20 protein-coding genes are annotated in these 18,092 nt (G+C 61.3%); all 20 read right to left on the bottom strand.

Going from position 1 to position 18,092, the window contains the following annotated elements:
- Window positions 1-47: 47 nt before the first annotated feature.
- Window positions 48-1,901 carry an excinuclease ABC subunit UvrC gene (gene uvrC / locus GTP69_RS19915; RefSeq protein ID WP_161056480.1) on the bottom strand — a complete coding sequence of 618 codons (1,854 nt, stop codon included), beginning with the start codon at window positions 1,899-1,901 and terminating at the stop codon, window positions 48-50.
- Window positions 1,898-2,293 carry a holo-ACP synthase gene (gene acpS / locus GTP69_RS19910; protein ID WP_161056479.1) on the bottom strand — a complete coding sequence of 132 codons (396 nt, stop codon included), beginning with the start codon at window positions 2,291-2,293 and terminating at the stop codon, window positions 1,898-1,900. The genes uvrC and acpS overlap by 4 nt, the downstream gene beginning before the upstream one ends.
- Window positions 2,290-3,051, bottom strand: coding sequence for a pyridoxine 5'-phosphate synthase (pdxJ, locus tag GTP69_RS19905; protein ID WP_161056478.1), 762 nt, complete (start codon window positions 3,049-3,051; stop codon window positions 2,290-2,292). Before pdxJ ends, acpS begins: the two co-directional genes overlap by 4 nt.
- An 11-nt stretch (window positions 3,052-3,062) precedes the next feature.
- A complete protein-coding gene (gene recO / locus GTP69_RS19900; RefSeq protein ID WP_161056477.1) occupies window positions 3,063-3,920 on the bottom strand; it encodes a DNA repair protein RecO in 858 nt (285 codons plus the stop codon).
- 12 nt (window positions 3,921-3,932) lie between these two features.
- Window positions 3,933-4,838 (bottom strand): GTPase Era, encoded by a 906-nt coding sequence (gene era / locus GTP69_RS19895; protein WP_110848724.1) that lies wholly within the window; start codon window positions 4,836-4,838, stop codon window positions 3,933-3,935.
- Between the two features lie 12 nt (window positions 4,839-4,850).
- The gene (rnc, locus tag GTP69_RS19890; protein WP_161056476.1) at window positions 4,851-5,645 is read right to left on the bottom strand and encodes a ribonuclease III; all 795 of its coding nucleotides are present in this window, start codon (window positions 5,643-5,645) and stop codon (window positions 4,851-4,853) included.
- Between the two features lie 15 nt (window positions 5,646-5,660).
- Window positions 5,661-6,035: a DUF4845 domain-containing protein gene (locus GTP69_RS19885; RefSeq protein WP_161056475.1), complete on the bottom strand. Its 375-nt coding sequence runs from the start codon at window positions 6,033-6,035 to the stop codon at window positions 5,661-5,663.
- Between the two features lie 11 nt (window positions 6,036-6,046).
- Window positions 6,047-6,964: a signal peptidase I gene (gene lepB / locus GTP69_RS19880; RefSeq protein WP_161056474.1), complete on the bottom strand. Its 918-nt coding sequence runs from the start codon at window positions 6,962-6,964 to the stop codon at window positions 6,047-6,049.
- Window positions 6,961-8,754, bottom strand: coding sequence for a translation elongation factor 4 (lepA, locus tag GTP69_RS19875; protein WP_161056473.1), 1,794 nt, complete (start codon window positions 8,752-8,754; stop codon window positions 6,961-6,963). The genes lepB and lepA overlap by 4 nt, the downstream gene beginning before the upstream one ends.
- A 167-nt stretch (window positions 8,755-8,921) precedes the next feature.
- Window positions 8,922-9,170 (bottom strand): glutaredoxin family protein, encoded by a 249-nt coding sequence (locus GTP69_RS19870; RefSeq protein WP_161056472.1) that lies wholly within the window; start codon window positions 9,168-9,170, stop codon window positions 8,922-8,924.
- Window positions 9,171-9,217: 47 nt separating this feature from the next.
- A complete protein-coding gene (locus GTP69_RS19865; protein WP_371868034.1) occupies window positions 9,218-10,630 on the bottom strand; it encodes a Do family serine endopeptidase in 1,413 nt (470 codons plus the stop codon).
- 191 nt (window positions 10,631-10,821) lie between these two features.
- Entirely contained in the window at window positions 10,822-11,109 is a 288-nt protein-coding gene (locus GTP69_RS19860) for a sigma-E factor negative regulatory protein (protein WP_161056471.1), read from the bottom strand.
- A gap of 47 nt (window positions 11,110-11,156) precedes the next feature.
- Complete coding sequence (gene rpoE / locus GTP69_RS19855; protein ID WP_161056470.1) at window positions 11,157-11,759, bottom strand: RNA polymerase sigma factor RpoE; 603 nt, start codon at window positions 11,757-11,759, stop codon at window positions 11,157-11,159.
- 77 nt (window positions 11,760-11,836) lie between these two features.
- Window positions 11,837-12,262 (bottom strand): protein YgfX, encoded by a 426-nt coding sequence (locus tag GTP69_RS19850; protein ID WP_161056469.1) that lies wholly within the window; start codon window positions 12,260-12,262, stop codon window positions 11,837-11,839.
- A gap of 156 nt (window positions 12,263-12,418) precedes the next feature.
- A complete protein-coding gene (gene fabF / locus GTP69_RS19845; RefSeq protein WP_161047154.1) occupies window positions 12,419-13,666 on the bottom strand; it encodes a beta-ketoacyl-ACP synthase II in 1,248 nt (415 codons plus the stop codon).
- A 30-nt stretch (window positions 13,667-13,696) separates the two neighbouring features.
- Window positions 13,697-13,936, bottom strand: coding sequence for an acyl carrier protein (gene acpP / locus GTP69_RS19840; protein ID WP_055936274.1), 240 nt, complete (start codon window positions 13,934-13,936; stop codon window positions 13,697-13,699).
- Window positions 13,937-14,078: 142 nt separating this feature from the next.
- Window positions 14,079-14,825 (bottom strand): 3-oxoacyl-ACP reductase FabG, encoded by a 747-nt coding sequence (gene fabG / locus GTP69_RS19835; protein WP_161056468.1) that lies wholly within the window; start codon window positions 14,823-14,825, stop codon window positions 14,079-14,081.
- 48 nt (window positions 14,826-14,873) lie between these two features.
- The gene (fabD, locus tag GTP69_RS19830; protein ID WP_161056467.1) at window positions 14,874-15,809 is read right to left on the bottom strand and encodes an ACP S-malonyltransferase; all 936 of its coding nucleotides are present in this window, start codon (window positions 15,807-15,809) and stop codon (window positions 14,874-14,876) included.
- Between the two features lie 100 nt (window positions 15,810-15,909).
- Window positions 15,910-16,893, bottom strand: coding sequence for a beta-ketoacyl-ACP synthase III (locus tag GTP69_RS19825; RefSeq protein ID WP_161056466.1), 984 nt, complete (start codon window positions 16,891-16,893; stop codon window positions 15,910-15,912).
- A gap of 16 nt (window positions 16,894-16,909) precedes the next feature.
- Window positions 16,910-17,971 carry a phosphate acyltransferase PlsX gene (gene plsX / locus GTP69_RS19820; RefSeq protein ID WP_161056465.1) on the bottom strand — a complete coding sequence of 354 codons (1,062 nt, stop codon included), beginning with the start codon at window positions 17,969-17,971 and terminating at the stop codon, window positions 16,910-16,912.
- Window positions 17,972-18,092: the final 121 nt, after the last annotated feature.

Genomic DNA, 18,092 nt, shown 5'->3' with positions numbered 1-18,092 from the left:
CCTTGACCCCGCGCATTAAACCAGCACCGTTGCACCTGCCGCCGCCATCAATGCAATTGCTTGTAGATTTCCTCGGCCAGGGCGCTGGAAATGCCTTCAACTGTTTTCAGATCTTCGACGCTGGCGTTGACCACGCCGCGCAGGCCGCCGAAGCGCGCCAGCAGGCGTTGCCGGCGTTTGGCGCCGATGCCTTCGATTTCCTCCAGGCGCGAGGTCTGGCGCGTTTTGGCGCGCTTGGCGCGCATGCCGGTGATGGCGAAGCGGTGCGCCTCGTCGCGGATCAACGCTACCAGCATCAGCGCCGCCGATTCCTTGCCCAGCTCCTGCGACGGCCGGCCATCGACGAACATCAGCGTCTCCAGGCCAACGCGCCGCCCTTCCCCTTTGGCGACGCCGACGATCAGGCTGATATCCAGCCCCAGTTCGGCGAACACCTGGCGCGCCATTTCGATCTGGCCCTTGCCGCCGTCGATCAGCACCACGTCCGGCATCACGCCGTCGCCGTTGGCCACCTTCTCGTAACGGCGGAACAGCACCTGCCGCATGGCGGCGTAATCATCGCCCGGCGTGATGTCGTTGATGTTGTAGCGCCGGTATTCGCCATTCTGCATCTGGTGGTGATGGAACACCACGCACGAAGCTTGTGTGGCCTCGCCCTGCGTGTGCGAGATGTCGAAGCACTCGATGCGCAGCGCGTCGATGTCTTCAGGCTCCAGCTGCAAGGCCTCGACCAGCGCGCGCGTGCGCGATTGCTGCGAGCCCTGCTCCGACAGCAGCCGCGCCAGCGAGATCTCGGCGCCCTTCTGCGCCAGCTCCAGCCATTTGCGGCGCTGGTCCTGTGGCTGGAAGATCAGGTTGATGCGGTGGCCGCACTGCTCCTGCAAGGCCTGGATCAGCGCCGGGTGATTGAATTCGATGTTCAGGATCAGCGTGCCGGGGATGAACTTGTCGGCGTAGTGCTGCGCCAGGAAGGCGGCCAGCACCTCGACTTCGATCGGATCTTCGGCAATCGCCTCGGCATCGCTGACGTGGGTCGGGAAGTAGGCGCGGTCGCCCAGGTGACGGCCGCCGCGCACCATCGCCAGGTTGACGCAGGCGCGCCCGCCCTGCACCAGCACCGCGATGATGTCGACGTCAGCGTCGCCGGTGGTCTCCATGCTTTGCTGGTGCAGCACGCGCGACAGCGACTGGATCTGGTTGCGCACCGACGCTGCCTGCTCGAATTTGAGCTCGGCCGCGTAGCCATGCATTTTCTGCTCAAGGTCGGCCAGCACTTCGGACTGGCGGCCGCGCAGGAAGCGCGCGGCGTTGTCGACATCGAGCTTGTAGTCTTCCTTGCTGATCAAATCGACGCACGGCGCGCTGCACCGGCCGATCTGATGCAGCAGGCAGGGGCGCGTGCGGTTGGCGTAGACGCTCTCCTCGCAGGTGCGGATCTGGAATACCTTCTGCAAAATCTGCATCGATTCCTTGACCGCCCACGAGCTGGGGAAAGGCCCGAAGTACTGGTTCTTCTTGTCGACCGCGCCGCGGTAGTAGACCATGCGCGGCGCATCGCCGCCGGTAATCTTCAAATACGGATACGATTTATCGTCGCGGAACAGGATGTTAAAGCGCGGCGCCAGTGCCTTGATCAGGTTATTCTCAAGGATCAGCGCTTCCGCTTCGCTGTGTGTGACGGTGGTTTCCAGCCGCGCGATGCGCTCGACCATCATGGCGATGCGCGGGCTGGCCAGGTTCTTCTGGAAGTAGCTCGATACGCGTTTCTTCAGGTCGCGCGCCTTGCCGACGTAGAGCACCTTGTCCTCGGCGTCGAAATAGCGGTACACGCCCGGCAGATTGGGCAGCTTGGCAACGGTGGCTAGTACTTGTTCACGCGGATCGCTTACTTCTTCAGTCACTTTTCCTGCTCCACGATGACGAAGGCGACGGCATATTCCGCCTCGTCGCTGACGGTCACCTGGGCCGACAGTTTGTTCTTGTCCATGAATTCTTTCAGTGCACCGCTGCAGACAATCATCGGCTTGCCGCTCGGATGATTCAGCATCTGCGCGCTGGTCCAGGTCATCGGCATGCGGATGCCCAGGCCGATGGCCTTGGCGAAGGCTTCCTTGGCGGCGAAACGGGTCGCCACGAAGCGAATGCCGCGCACCGGATGCTTGGCCTTGCGCGCCAAATACTTCTCCATCTCCTGCGGGCCGAGGATCTTCTTCGCAAAGCGGTCGCCATGCTTGGCCAGCGCCGTTTCAATACGCGGGATTTTGCAGATGTCGGTGCCAATGCCGTAAATCACGATGCGCGTCCAATACGTGTAGAAACCATGATGGCCTTCATTTCGCGCACGGCGTTTTCCCAGCCGACGAACACCGAGTGCGCGACGATGGCGTGGCCGATATTCAGTTCGGCGATTTCCGGAATTGCGGCAATCGCCTGCACGTTGGTGTAGTGCAGGCCATGGCCGGCATTGACCTTCAGGCCTTTGCCGACGCCATACAGCACGCCACGATGGATGCGTTCCAGCTCGGCCGCCTGCTCGGCGCCTTCGGTGTCGGCGTAGCGGCCGGTGTGCAGTTCGATCACCGGCGCGCCGAGGGCGGCGGTGGCATCCATCTGCGCTTCTTCGGCGTCGATGAACAGGCTGACGCGGATGCCTTCGGCTTGCAGCTGCTTGACCGCGCGCTCGACGGCGTTGAAGTTGCCGGCGACATCGAGGCCGCCTTCGGTGGTGACTTCGGTACGTTTTTCCGGCACCAGGCAGACGTCGGCCGGCTTGATCTGGCAGGCGAAGTCGACCATTTCCTGCGTGACGGCGGCTTCCAGGTTCATGCGGGTGATCAGCTGCGGCGCCAGCGCGATGACGTCTGCGTCCTTGATGTGGCGGCGGTCTTCGCGCAGGTGCAGCGTGATGCAGTCGGCGCCTGCCTGCTCGGCCAGCAGCGCGGCGCGGATCGGGTCCGGGTATTTAGTGCCGCGCGCGTTGCGCAGGGTCGCAACGTGGTCGATGTTCACGCCAAGGTCGATGATGGTGCCGGACGGTTGCAGGAAGCTCATTGTTTTTTCTCTTATAACTGGGACAGATCGATGAGGATCTGGCGGGTGTTCAACGGCGCGCCATTCAGGTGGTGCGCGACCAGGAAGCGCATCAGCTGCTTGCTTTGGGCTTGCGTAGCGATGTCTTCGTAATTTTCACATTCCATGTCGAGCAGCGTCTTGCCGGCCACGCGCGGCCACGGATCGGCGGCGCGTTCGGGACGCGGGCCGCGCTCGGGATCGACGACATAGGTTACGTCTGCCTGCACCGCGCGCCGCGTTTCCACGCAGCGCGCCAGATCGGCGGCGACGCCTGTCTCTTTAAGTAAGGCCCGTTCGAATTTTCTCAAGACGATGGAGGCCGGCTCGTTGTGCGCCAGTTGGTTGAGCGTGGAGACGTAATGGTCGAACAAGGCCGGGTGGGCGTCGTCGCGCGCCAGCAGCTTGACCAGCAGTTCGTTCAGGTAGAAGCCGCACAGCAGCGCGGTTTTCTCCAGCGGCAGCATGCCGCCCACCCACTCGGCGTCGGTCAGCGTGCGCAGTTCGGATTTGCCGACCCAGCTGCTGGACAGCGGTTGGAAGGTTTGCAGCACGCCGCGCAGTTGCGAGTGCGGCCGCTTGGCGCCCTTGGCGATCAAGGCCACGCGGCCGAAGTCACGCGTGAACAGGTCGATAATCAGGCTGGTTTCTTTGTAGGGATAGCTGTGCAGGACGAAGGCCGGCTGGCCGGCGACCTTGGTGCCGATGGTGCGCTCACGCGACGGCGCGCGCGGGCGCTTCGGCGTGGCTGGTGCAGAGGGTGCGGCTGGTGCTGCGGGTGCGGCTGGCGCAGCAGCCACCGGCGCCGCAGCTTGCGGCGCTTCCAGGGTGGCGTCTGGCGTGGAGGACATGCTGGTGAGGGATTACTCGTAGCCGTAAGCGCGCAGACCCGCTTCGTTATCTGCCCAGCCGGATTTGACCTTGACCCAGATCTCCAGGTACACCGGGCCGCCGAACAGCTTTTCCATGTCCAGACGCGCTTGCGTCGACACTTCCTTCAGGCGAGCACCCTTGTTACCGATGATCATGGACTTGTGCGTATCGCGTTCCACCAGGATGGCGGCAAACACACGGCGCAGGTCGCCCTCCTGCTCGAATTGTTCGATCAGCACGGTGCTGGTGTACGGCAGCTCGTCGCCGACAAAGCGGAACAGCTTTTCGCGCACGATTTCCGACGCCATGAACTTCTCGCTGCGGTCGGTGATGTCGTCCGGTCCGAAGATCGCTTCGTTCTCCGGCAGCAGGCGTTTCAGTTCCTTTTCCAGGCCATCCAGCTGGAAGCGCAGCTTGGCCGATACCGGCACGATGGCGGCGAAGTTGAACTTGGCGGCAACCTGCTGCGCAAACGGCATCAGCGCGGCTTTGTCTTTCACGCGGTCGGCCTTGTTGATCACCAGGACTACCGGCACTTCGGTCGGCAGCAGGTCCAGCACTTGCTGGTCGGCCGGGCCGAAGGTGCCCGCTTCGATGACGAACAGGATCAGGTCCGACGAAATCAGCGTGTTGGTGACGGTTTTGTTGAGCGTCTTGTTCAGCGCATTGGCGTGGCGGGTCTGGAAGCCAGGCGTGTCGACGTAGATGAACTGCGCGTCGTCATAGGTCTGGATGCCGGTGATGCGGTGGCGCGTGGTCTGCGCCTTGCGCGAGGTGATGCTGACCTTGGCGCCAATCAGCGTATTCATCAGGGTGGACTTGCCGACGTTAGGGCGGCCCACAATGGCGATATAGCCGCAACGGTAGTTGCTGGCGGAGGTCGTTTCGGTTGTCATGGTAATTCTCTTTTATTTGTTGGCGGCCTTGGCAGACGGCGACGGTGCGTCGCTGCTCTGCACGGTGGCAATGCCGGCCAGCTTGAGCTGGGCGGCGCGCGGCTTGGACTTGCGGGCGGTGGCCGGGGTTTTCTGCACGGCCAGCTCGGCGGCGGCCAGGGCCAGCTTGGCGGCCGCCTGTTCGCCGGCGCGGCGGCTGCCGCCACGGCCAAACACCTGGATGCCGAGCTTGGGCACCAGGCATTCAATCTCGAACTCCTGGCTGTGCGCGGCGCCATGGGTGGCGATCACGTTGTACAGCGGCAGCGAGATTTTCTTCGCCTGCAGGAATTCCTGCAGCAGCGTTTTGGCGTCCTTGCCCAGCGTTTGCGGATCGACCGAATCCAGGATCGGGATGTAGAACGAGCGGATCGCGGTACGCGCCGGCTCGAAGCCGCCATCGAGGAAGATGGCGCCGAGCAGTGCTTCCAGCGTATCGGCCAGGATCGACGGCCGGCGGAAGCCGCCCGATTTCAGCTCGCCCTCCCCCAGGCGCAGGAACTGCGACAGCTCCAGCTTCTGGGCGATTTCGAACAGCGACTGCTGCTTGACCAGGTTGGCGCGCAGACGCGACAGGTCACCTTCGTCGATATCCAGATAACGATCGTACAGAATGGACGCCACCACGCAGTTGAGGATGGAGTCGCCCAGGAATTCCAGCCGCTCATTATGCACACTGCTGTGGCTACGGTGCGTCAAGGCCTGCTGCAAAAGACCAGCATCCTGGAACGTGTAGCCTAAACGAGTTTGCAATAACTGGAGATTCATTATGTGATCGGTTCTTTATTCGGTTTTCGCGGGTGTGGCGCCACTTTTGGCGGTGGTGCCTTCATACTCAAGCAGCAGGCTGGCCGGTCCGACCAGCGGGATTTTCTTCTCGTAGGCGAAACTGATATCGGTCTCGCCGTTGTTTTTTTCAATGATCAGGTCACGGCTGCTGATCGAACTGATGTAGCTGGCGGTGGCGCTGGCGTCAAACGACTTCTGGATCTCGATCACGCCGCCGCCGGTGGCCTTGGCGGTGGCGATGGCGTTCTTGATCGCGCGGTATTCCATGTAGGTCGGCACAATCTTCAGGCCCAGCATCAGCACGAAGCCCAGCGCCGCCAGCACCACGATCAAGCCTACCAGCGAAATCCCCTGCTGTCGTTTGTGCATCTTAGTCCCTTTTAATGGATGCTACCGATACGGCGCAGATTTCCCAGGTTCATCCAGACAAAGAATGCCTTACCGACAATGTTCTTATCCGGCACAAAGCCCCAGTAGCGGCTGTCCGCACTGTTGTCGCGGTTGTCGCCCATCATGAAGTAGTTGCCTGCTGGAACTGTGCAGGTAAAGCCTTCATAGCGGTAGGTGCAGGCATCATTATGCGGGAACGGCAGCACATTATCGCGGTTGTAGGTCGGCGCGGCAGCGTTGTTCAGGATCCGATGGCTGACGCCGCTCAGGTTTTCCTCGAACTGCTTGTTATACACAAGCTTTTCGTCTTCCAGGTAATCGTCCAGCGCGGTGTACTTCACTTCCACGCCATTGACGGTTAAGCGCTTGTTTTCATACGTGATTTTATCACCCGGCACGCCGATCACGCGTTTGATGTAATCCTGGCTCATATCCATCGGATATTTGAACACCATCACGTCGCCGCGCTGCGGGTCGTTGATCTGGATGATTTTCTTGTTCAGCACCGGCAGACGAATGCCGTAGGTGAACTTGTTCACCAGAATCAGATCGCCTACCAGCAGGGTCGGCACCATCGACGACGATGGAATCTTGAACGGCTCATACAGGAACGAACGCAGGCAGAACACCAGCGCGATCACCGGGAAGAAGCTGCCCGAGTATTCGATCCAGGTCGGCTGGCGAATGATGCTGGCTTCCATCTCGGCGCGCTTGCCCTGGTTGTCCAGCTTGATGCCATCGGCGGTGGCCTTGGCGTTGCGGGCGTCGTACTCGGCCAGCGCGCGGTCGGCGGCGGCACGGCGCTGCTTGGCGAGGTAAAACACGTCCAGACACCAGATCACGCCGGTGATGACCATCAGCACGAACAGGATTAATGCGAAGTTCCCTAAAATGACTTGCAGGCTCATTTCTCGTCCACTTGTAAGATTGCCAGGAATGCTTCTTGTGGAATCTCAACCGAGCCCACTTGCTTCATGCGTTTTTTACCGGCCTTTTGCTTCTCCAGCAGTTTCTTCTTGCGGCTGACGTCGCCGCCGTAGCACTTGGCCAGCACGTTCTTGCGCAATGCCTTGACGTTTTCACGCGAAATGACGTTGACACCGATGGCGGCCTGAATCGCCACGTCGAACATCTGGCGCGGAATCAGTTCGCGCATCTTGGCGGCCACTTGGCGGCCACGGTAAGCCGAATTCGAGCGGTGGACGATGATCGCCAGCGCATCAACCTTCTCGCCGTTGATCAGCATGTCGACCTTGACCACGTCGGCGGTGCGGTATTCCTTGAACTCGTAGTCCATCGAAGCGTAGCCGCGCGAGGTCGACTTCAGCTTGTCGAAGAAGTCCAGCACGATCTCGCCCATCGGCATTTCGTAGACCAGCTTGACCTGGCGGCCGTGGTAACTCATGTCCATCTGCACGCCACGCTTGCCGATACACAGCGTAATCACCGAGCCGACGTACTCTTGCGGCATGTACAGGTTGACGGTAACGATCGGCTCGCGGATCTCGTTGATCTTGGTGGTGTCCGGCATGCGCGACGGATTGTCGACCTTGATGACGGAACCATCGCGCAGCTCAACCTCGTAGACCACGGTTGGCGCGGTGGTGATCAGGTCCATGTCGAACTCGCGTTCGAGACGTTCCTGCACGATCTCCATGTGCAGCAGGCCGAGGAAGCCGCAGCGGAAGCCGAAGCCCAGCGCCTGCGATACTTCCGGCTCGTACATCAGCGCGGCGTCGTTCAGTTTCAGTTTTTCCAGCGAGTCGCGCAGTGCGTCGTACTGGTTGGCCTCGACCGGGAACAGACCGGCGAACACCTGTGGCTGGACTTCCTTGAAGCCCGGCAGCGGCGCGGCGGCGCCATGCAGCGCGTGGGTGATGGTGTCGCCCACTTTGGCGGCCTTCAGTTCCTTGATGCCGGCGATGACGAAGCCCACCTGGCCGGCCGACAGTTGCGGCAGCGAGAACGAGCGCGGCGAGAACACGCCGACGTCTTCCACCAGTTGCAGCGAGTCGGTCGCCATCAGTTTGATTTTTTCTTTCGGTTTCAGCGTGCCGTTGACCACGCGCACCAGCATCACCACGCCCACATAGGCGTCGTACCACGAGTCGACGATCAGCGCCTGCAGCGGTGCGGCCGGATCACCCTTCGGTGGCGGCACTTTGGCGATGATCGATTCCAGCACGTCTTCCACGCCCAGGCCGGTCTTGGCCGAGCACTGCACGGCGTCGCCGGCTTCGATGCCGATCACGTCTTCGATTTCCTGGATGGCGTTCGGCGGATCGGCGTTCGGCAAGTCGATCTTGTTCAGCACCGGCACCACTTCCACGCCCAGGTCGAGCGCGGTGTAGCAGTTGGCCACGGTCTGGGCTTCCACGCCTTGCGAAGCGTCAACCACCAGCAGCGCGCCTTCGCACGCCGACAGCGAACGCGACACTTCGTACGAGAAGTCGACGTGACCGGGCGTATCGATCAGGTTCAGGTTGTAGACGATGCCGTCACGGGCCTTGTATTGCAGGGCGGCGGTTTGCGCCTTGATGGTAATGCCGCGCTCGCGTTCCAGATCCATCGAATCGAGCACTTGCGCCTCCATCTCGCGGTCGGACAGGCCGCCGCACAGCTGAATGATGCGGTCAGCCAGCGTCGATTTGCCGTGGTCGATGTGGGCGATGATGGAGAAGTTGCGTATGTTGTTCATTAACAAATATTCAAAAACGGGTTTGACACGACGAGCCCACAATACAAAAAAGCGCTCCGAACGGGGCGAAGCCCTGGCGAGCGCCTTGTGGAAATATACTTTACCCGGGCATTTTACCGGATTTCAGAGTGGAAAGCCCGATTTATGCCATGGGGCATGCACTTAGCTTAGGTTTTCAGCACTTTACGGACCTGGGCTTCGTCCAGGAAGTAGTGACACAGCGCCGGCTGGGCCAGATCGGCGAACAGCACGGGCACCAGTTCGTCGTATTTGGCCAGCAAGGCCGGATCGTCAGACTGGTCGATATCGATGACATCGACGGTAAAGGTCTGGCCCGGCGGCTGGAGACGCATCAGCGCGTCCAGCATGTCCTGGCATAAATGGCAATAACTGCGCGAATACAAGGTGAAATGCATGTGGAACCGCCGCGCCGCCGGCCGGTGACCGGCGGCGCGGCACGCCTTTACTTCGCGCTTGGGCGCAGCGAGATGAAGCGGGTCGAGTCATCGCGGCGCACCAACACCACCGACGCCTTCTTCGGATCCAGCTTGGCCACCAGCTCGTTGAACTGCTTGGCGCTCTTGATTTCGGTGTTATTCAACTGCAGCAGCACATCGCCCTCTTCCAGCTGGGCATTGGCCGCCACGCCTTCCACCGAATCCACCAGCACGCCGCCATCCACGCCCAGCTCTTTTTTCTGATCGGCGCTCAGGTCGATCACCTTCAGGCCCAGCGCATTGGCCTTGGCAACTTCCGGCGCCGGCTTGCCGCCCTTGCCCTTGGCCGCCTTGGCGCCCTTGTCAGCGTCCAGCTCAACCACCGTCACCGGCAGCGTCAGCTCGGCGCCCTTGCGCCACACGGTCACCGAACCCTTGGTGTCGAGCGGGCTGTCGCCCACCAGGCGCGGCAGGTCCGACGACTTGTTGACCACCGTGCCGTTAAATTTCAGGATGATATCGCCCGCCTTGACGCCGGCCTTGTCGGCAGGACCGCCCGGCTCCACCAGCGCCACCTCGGCGCCCTGCGCGTTCTTCAGGCCCAGCGACTCAGCCACTTCCTTGCTGACTTCACCAATCTGCACGCCGATGCGGCCGCGCGTGACCTTGCCGTTTTTTTTCAGTTGCTCGGAAACGCGGATCGCTTCGTTGATCGGCACCGCGAACGAAATGCCGTTCGAGCCGCCCGACAGCGTGGCGATCTGCGAGTTAATCCCGATCACCTCGCCGCGCATATTGATCAGCGGACCGCCCGAATTGCCCGGATTGACCGCCACATCGCTCTGGATCAGCGCCAGGTATTCGCCGGTGTCGCGCGACTTGGCCGAGATGATACCGGCGGTCACCGTGTTTTCCAGGTTGAACGGCGAACCGATGGCAATCACCCACTCACCGGCGCGGATCTTGCCCGAATCGCCCATTTGCAGGAACGGCAGCTTCTCGCCCTCGATTTTCAGTACGGCCACGTCGGTACTGGCGTCGGCGCCCAGCACCTTGGCCTTGAATTCGCGCTTGTCGGTCAGCGTGACGAATACTTCGTCGGCGCCATCGACGACGTGCGCGTTGGTCATCACATAGCCGTCGGCCGACAGAATGAAGCCGGAACCGACGCCGCGTTGTACCGGCTCATCGGACGGCGCCTGGCGGCGCGGCGAGCGGCCGTTCGGTACCGCGCCCGGCGGAATGGCGCCGCCAAAGAAGCGGCGCAGCAGTTCCTGCATATCATCGTCGCCCATGCCGGCGGCGCCCTTGCCCTGCTTCAGACGCTCGGTGGTGCGGATATTCACCACGGCCGGGCCGACGCTGTCGACCAGGTCGGCAAAGTCCGGCAAGCCGATGACGGCGCCGGTGACCGGCGTGGCCGCCGTGGCGGGCGACATGCCCAGGGACATCCACAAGCTTGCGCCAAGCACCAGCGCGGACAGCGTTTTACCACCAGCAGAGAAGTTATTTTTCATGGAGTATCGGTCTCTTCTTCAAAAGTCAGTATGCAAGCGCGACATGAGGCTAGCACATGGTAAGCGAAAACTCGCTCCACCGTATGCGCCAAAAGATTATAAGGGGATCCGGCTTAGGGGAAAATGATGGCGGCGGGCTGATCTTCAATAGCGGCCGGCGCCGGCGCCGGCGCATACGGCGCTTCGGTCGCCAGCCGCGCCGCCAGGCGAGCGCTGAAGCCGTCGCTGAGTTCGCCGCCAGGCGTGCTGCGCAGCACGTCGCCGGTCAGGTGATAGGCGCGCCAGGCGGCCTGCCCGGCGCTGGTGTTCAGCGCCGCCAGGGTCAGCTCGCGTTCGCTGTCCGGCAAGGCGCCGTCAGCCAGTGCCGAGATATGTTCACGCAGTTTTTTGTCGGTGTCCATAGCTATCCCGCCATCTCAAGTTGCCGAATAACATCATCATTCCTGCCTTACCAGCGCTTGTCAACCGGCATATCCAGCAGGGGCCTCAATTTTTCGGCGATGACTTCGCGGGCGCGGAAGATGCGGCTGCGCACGGTGCCGATGGGACAGGCCATGATGTCGGAAATTTCCTCATAGCTCAGCCCTTCGATCTCGCGCAGGGCGATCGCGGTACGCAAGTCCACCGGCAAGGCGTCCATGGCCGCGTTGACGGTCTGGGCGATCTGTTTGCTGGCCAGCATGGACTCTGGCGTATTGATGTCGCGCAAATGCTCGCCATCGTTAAATCCTTCGGCTTGTTCATGATCGGCGTCGGCAGACGTGAGCGTGCGCCGCCCCTGCGTCGCCAGGTGGTTCTTGGCGGTATTGATGCCGATGCGGTACAGCCAGGTGTAGAAAGCCGAGTCGCCGCGGAAATGCCGCAACGCCCGGTATGCCTTGATAAAGGTTTCCTGCACCACGTCCTCAGCCTCGGCCGGGTCATGCACGATACGCGACAACAGGCGCATCAGCCGGCGTTGGTATTTCGCCACCAGCATATCAAACGCCTGCTTGTCGCCATCGCGGACCCGCTCGACCAGCAATTGGTCACACTCGCGTTCTGTCGTCACTCCTGCATTCCTCGATGGCCTGCAGCGCAGCCGATTCGTATAGTCATATGCTATAGAGTTAGCCCGCTGCAAGAAGTTCACACTGCCGGTGTGTTTATTTCGGTGCGCGCCGCCGCGCGGCACGCCAGCGCCAACGCGCGCCATTGCGGCGGCGCCACGCTGTCCGGCAGCACCGCCAGCACCTGCACCTTGCCGTCCGCGGCGACCAGCCGCAGCAACAGCAAGCGCGGCCATAAGGTCGAGCCGCCCAGCAGGCGCAGCGCGCTGCCGTTGTGCTGGTATACCGCCAGCCGCAATTGGCCGACACCGGATATATCAAGCTGGCGTGCAATAGCCGGCGGGCGTCCGCCCAGCCACGCCACGATGCCGACCAACAGGCACAACAGCTGCGCCACCACGCCGGGGCAAGCAGCGGCGGACGCCATCACGCAACAGCACAGGCCGGCATGCGCAATGCGCAAGCCACGCGAGGGGCGAACGATGACGGACACCGCGATCGACATGACGGCAGCACCACAAACACATGAATAAAAATTGGGGGGATACTGCGTGGAAGCGCCGGCCGCAAGGCCGGGCAATTCAGGCGCCGGCGAATGCCGGCGCCGAATTCTCGCTCACCCTGATTGGACAGGACGAGACGAGAATTGGTTCAAACTTTTTTACACTTTACCGAAGACCAGGCTGCCGTTGGTGCCGCCGAAGCCGAACGAGTTTTTGACTGCATACTCGATCTGCATGTCGCGCGCCGTGTTGGCAACAAAGTCCAGGTCGCATGCCGGATCCTGGTTGAAGATGTTGATGGTCGGCGGCGACACCTGATGGTGTACCGCCAGCACCGTAAACACCGACTCCAGACCGCCCGCGCCGCCCAGCAAGTGGCCGGTCATCGACTTGGTCGAATTGACCACCAGCTTTTTGGCGTGGTCGCCGAAAGTGCGCTTGATGCCCTGCACTTCCGCCACGTCGCCTTGCGGCGTCGAGGTACCGTGCGCATTCACATACTGCACCTGGTCCGGATTGATGCCGGCGTCGCGCAGCGCGGCTTGCGCCGACTTGCTGCCACCGCTGCCATCTTCCAGAGGCGAGGTCATGTGATACGCATCCGCGCTCATGCCAAAGCCGAGCACTTCCGCATAGATCTTGGCGCCGCGCGCCTTGGCGTGTTCGTACTCTTCGAGCACCATCACGCCCGCACCTTCGCCCAGCACGAAGCCGTCGCGGTCCGCATCCCATGGACGGGAAGCGGTGGCCGGATCGTCGTTACGGGACGACAGCGCCTTGGCCGAGGCGAAACCGCCCAGACCCAGCGGCGACACGGTCGATTCAGCGCCACCGGCCACCATGACGTCGGCATCGCCGTACTCAATCATGCGCGCGGCAGCGCCGATGCAATGCAGGCCGGTGGTGCAGGCCGTCACGATCGACAGGTTAGGACCACGCATGCCGTACTTGATCGACAGGTTGCCCGAGATCATATTAATGATCGAGGCCGGCACGAAGAACGGCGAGATACGGCGCGGACCGCGCTTGTCGTAATCTTCCTTTTGTTCTTCGATCATCGGCAGACCGCCGATACCGGAACCGACGATCACGCCAATACGGTCGGCGTTTTCTTCGGTGACAACCACGCCCGAGTCTTGCACAGCCTGGATGCCGGCCGCCATGCCGTAATGGATGAAAGTATCCATGTGGCGGGCTTCTTTCGCGGAAATATAATCCTCGATGTTGAAGCCTTTGACTTCACCGGCAAAGCGGGTGCTGAAAGCTGTTGCGTCAAACTTGGTGATGGTGGCAATACCGGATTTACCCTCGACGGCTGCGGCCCACGTATCGGCAATGTTATTGCCAATCGGAGTCACGGCGCCCAGGCCGGTAATGACAACACGACGGTTTTTAGAACCTCTCAAGCGATTCTCCTAAAGTCGATCGGGCAGAAATTACGCCTTGACGTGAGCGGTAGCGTAGTCGATCGCTTGCTGCACGGTGGTGATTTTCTCTGCTTGTTCGTCAGGGATTTCCATTTCGAACTCGTCTTCCAGGGCCATCACCAGTTCAACGGTGTCCAGCGAATCAGCGCCCAGATCGTCAACGAACGACGATTCGGTTTTGATGTCTGCTTCGGCGACGCCCAGTTGTTCAGCGACGATTTTCTTAACGCGTTGTTCGATATCCGACATGTTATGGCTCCATTTGTTTGTTACGGAAAGCGCGCATTTTATCAGGTTTGCGCACTGAAAAACTAATTTCGATGAGTGCTGCTAAATATACCGAAATTACTACTAAAAGATTTGAATCGGCTTTGATTTACGCCCATTCTCATCAGTTTACATACATACCGCCATTCACATGCAAGGTGGTGCCGGTAATATAAGCGGCTTGCGGCGACGCCAGGAAGGCGACGGCTGCGGCGATATCCTCCGGCTTGCCGAGGCGCGCCAGCGGAATCTGGGTCAACAAGGCGGCGTGCTGCTCATCGCCCAGCGCCTTGGTCATATCGGTATCGATGAAGCCCGGCGCCACACTGTTGACAGTGATGTTGCGGCTGCCGATTTCACGCGCCAGCGCGCGCGTCATGCCTTCCACGCCGGCCTTGGCGGCGGCGTAGTTGATCTGGCCCGGATTGCCGGTCGACGCCACCACCGAAGTGATGTTGATGATGCGGCCGCTCTTGGCCTTCATCATGCCGCGCAGCACGCCGCGCGACAGGCGGCCGACCGAAGTCAGGTTGGTGGCGATGACGCTATCCCACTCTTCATCCTTCATGCGCATGGCCAGCTGGTCCTGGGTGATGCCGGCGTTGTTGACCAGGATGCCGACCGCGCCATAAGTCTTGCTGATGTCGTCCAGGATGGCCGAGCACGCTTCGGCGTTGGTGACATTCAGCACCATGCCCTTGCCTGCTTCCGCGCCGATCTCGGCCAGGTAGGCGGAAATCGCTTCCGCGCCGGCTTCGGTGGTGGCGGTGCCGATCACTTTCGCACCCTGGCGCGCCAGTTCCTGGGCAATCGCCTTGCCGATGCCACGCGATGCGCCCGTTACCAGGGCGACTTGATTTGCTAAAGTCATGTAAGTCCTTCTACAGTAAATACGGAGTGTGCCTGAAACCGCAAACGATTATTTGAGTTCGCTCAATACGCGTTCCAGCGTGGCCTGATCATAAATCGCGTCGCCCACCAGATTGGCGTCGATGCGCTTGGTCAGACCCATCAGCACTTTGCCCGGACCGCACTCGACCACTTTGGTGATGCCGTCGGCGGCGATCTTCTGCACGGTTTCCACCCAACGCACCGGCGCGGCGGCCTGGCGCACCAGCGCGTCCTTGATCGCTGCCGGATCGGTCAGCACGGCGACGTCGACGTTGTTGATCAGCTGGATCTGCGGCGCAGTGAACGTGATGTTGGCCAGGTAGTCGCGCAGGCGGTCCGACGCCGGCTTCAACAGCGACGAGTGGAACGGCGCCGACACCGGCAGCTTCATGGCGCGCTTGGCACCCTTGCCCTTGGCGATCTCGCAGGCGCGCTCAACGGCGGCGGTATCGCCGGCGATGACGACTTGCGCCGGCGCGTTGAAATTGACGGCCTCGACCACGCCACCCGCGGCGGCGGCTTCGGCGCAGGCGGCGCGGACGTCGTCATCCGACAGGCCCAGCACCACGGCCATGGTGCCCTGGCCGACCGGCACCGCTTCCTGCATGGCTTGCGCGCGGAAGCGCACCAGCGGCACCGCGTCCTTGAACGAAATCACGCCGGCAGCCACCAGCGCCGAGTATTCGCCCAGGCTGTGGCCGGCAACCACAGACGGCACGGCGCCGCCAGCGGCGATCCAGGCGCGGTAAGTGGCGACCGCAGCGGTCAGCATCACCGGCTGGGTGTTGGTGGTCAGGTCCAGTTCTTCTTTCGGGCCTTCGGCGATCAGTTTGCCGAGGTCGAAGCCGAGCGCTTCCGACGCTTCAGCGACGGTCTGTGCAACGACCGGGTTACCGGCAAAGCCGTCCAGCATCGCAATCGCTTGCGAACCTTGGCCTGGGAATACAAAAGCAAATTTAGTCATGACTTCCATCCATCTCTTTATTATTGGCAGCAAAGCTATCATCGAATCATGACGGCGCTGCTACCGTTGAGTCCGTTAGAACTCTAATTCTAATTCAGGGTCAAAAACGAACCAGAACGGCGCCCCAGGTAAAGCCGCCGCCGACGCCTTCCAGCATCAGGTTCTGGCCACGCTGGACACGACCATCGCGCACCGCAGCGTCCAGCGCCAGCGGAATCGAAGCAGCCGAGGTATTGCCATGCTGATCCACCGTGACCACCATTTTGTCCATCGGCAGGCCCAGCTTTTTGGCGGTGCTGCTCATGATGCGCAGGTTGGCCTGGTGCGGGATCAGCCAGTCGATTTCTTCCGCTTGCATCTTGGCTTTTTCCAGCGCCTCGTCGGCCACCTTGGCCAGCACCGAGACCGCCAGCTTGAACACGGCCGGGCCGTCCATGTACAGGTAAGCTTCGCCGGCGGTGGCGCCACCGAAACTATGCGGCATGCACAGGATGTCGGAGTGGCTGCCGTCCGCATGCAGCGCGGTCGACAGGATGCCCGGCTCGTCCGATGCGCTCAGCACGACAGCGCCGGCGCCGTCGCCGAACAGCACGCAGGTGGTGCGGTCGTTAAAATCGAGAATGCGGGAGAAGACTTCCGAACCGATCACCAGCACGTTCTTGTGCACGCCGGCGCGGATGAACGCATCGGCGGTCGACAGCGCGTAGACGAAGCCGCTGCAAACAGCCTGCACGTCGACGGCGGCGCCGTGGTTGGTGATGCCCAGTTTCTGCTGCACGATGCAGGCGGTGCTGGGGAAGCTGCCGAAGAAATCCGGCGTCGAGCTGGCAACGATGATCAGGTCGATATCGTTGGGCTGCAAGCCAGCCATATCCAGCGCGTTGTTGGCGGCCTTGACTGCCAGGTCGGACGATTTCTCATCCGCTGCGGCAAAGTGACGCGCCGCGATGCCGCTGCGGCTGACGATCCACTCGTCCGAGGTTTCGATGCCTTTGGCAGCGAGTTGATCAGCCAATTCCTGGTTGGTCACCCGTTTGGCCGGCAGGTAGCTGCCGGTGCCGAGAATTTTGCTATACAAAGTCATGCCGTTTTACCGTCCACTAAATAGTTGAGCTGGGTACTTCCGGTGTTTCGGTGTTACGCGGCATCAGCTCGGCGATCAGGGTCGAAATGTGCGGCAACACGTCATTTTTTGCAGCATCATACGCCCGCTTGATCGCCCATTCAAAGGAATATGCGTCGGCGCCGCCATGGCTTTTGAAGACCAGGCCGCGCAGGCCCAGCAGGCTGGCGCCGTTGTAACGCGACGGGGACAGGCGTTTTTTAATATTGTTCAGCGCGCCGCGGCCGATCAATGCGCTCAGCATGGTCAGCGGGTTGCGGGTGAATTCCGATTTGACGGTATCGGCAAAGAAGCGGGCCACGCCCTCCACTGCCTTCAGCGTGACGTTGCCGGTAAAGCCGTCGCACACCACCAGGTCGGTGGTGCCCTTGAAGATATCGTTGCCTTCAACGTTGCCGTAGAAGTTCAGCGCGCCACGCTCGTGGTCGGCTTGCAGCAGCTTGCTGGTGGCCTTGACCACGTCGTTGCCCTTGATGTCTTCGGTGCCGACGTTCAGCAGGCCGATGGTCGGGCGTGCGATGTTTTCCATCGACGACACCAGCACCGAGCCCATGATGGCGAACTGGTGCAGGTGATGCGGTTCGCAATCGACGTTGGCGCCCAGGTCCAGCATATAGGTCGGGCCGCCCTTTTGATTGGGCATGATGCTGCAGATGGCCGGGCGGTCGACGCCGCTCATGGTCTTCAGCACGTAGCGCGCGACCGCCATCAGCGCGCCGGTATTGCCGGCCGAGACGGAAGCCTGGGCTTTACCGTCCTTCACTTGCTCGATGGCGACGCGCATCGACGAATCCTTCTTGCGGCGCAGGGCCACTTCGAGCGGATCGTCCATGGTAACTTGTTCGGAGGCGTGTACCACGCTCAGACGCGGATGGGCGTCGGCATGGTGTTTCTTCAGTTCGGCGCGGATGACGTCTTCGAGACCGACAAGGATCAGCTCGGCATCAGGCTCACGTTTAACGAAGGAAACAGCTGCGGGGATAGTGACTGAGGGGCCGTGATCGCCACCCATGCAGTCGATAGAAATTTTGATTGTCATTGTTATGGCAAGCAGCGGGACCGCGACTTCCGGACTCCGCGTTGGAACATGACGGTGTGCAAAACCAAATTGCAGCCGATTAAAAAAGAAAAAGCGATGCTACGCAAGTCAGCACCGCCTA

This window comes from Duganella levis, from assembly GCF_009857605.1.
Classification (GTDB): Bacteria; Pseudomonadota; Gammaproteobacteria; order Burkholderiales; family Burkholderiaceae_D; genus Rugamonas; species Rugamonas levis.
This window is presented reverse-complemented; position numbering and strand designations above follow the sequence as displayed.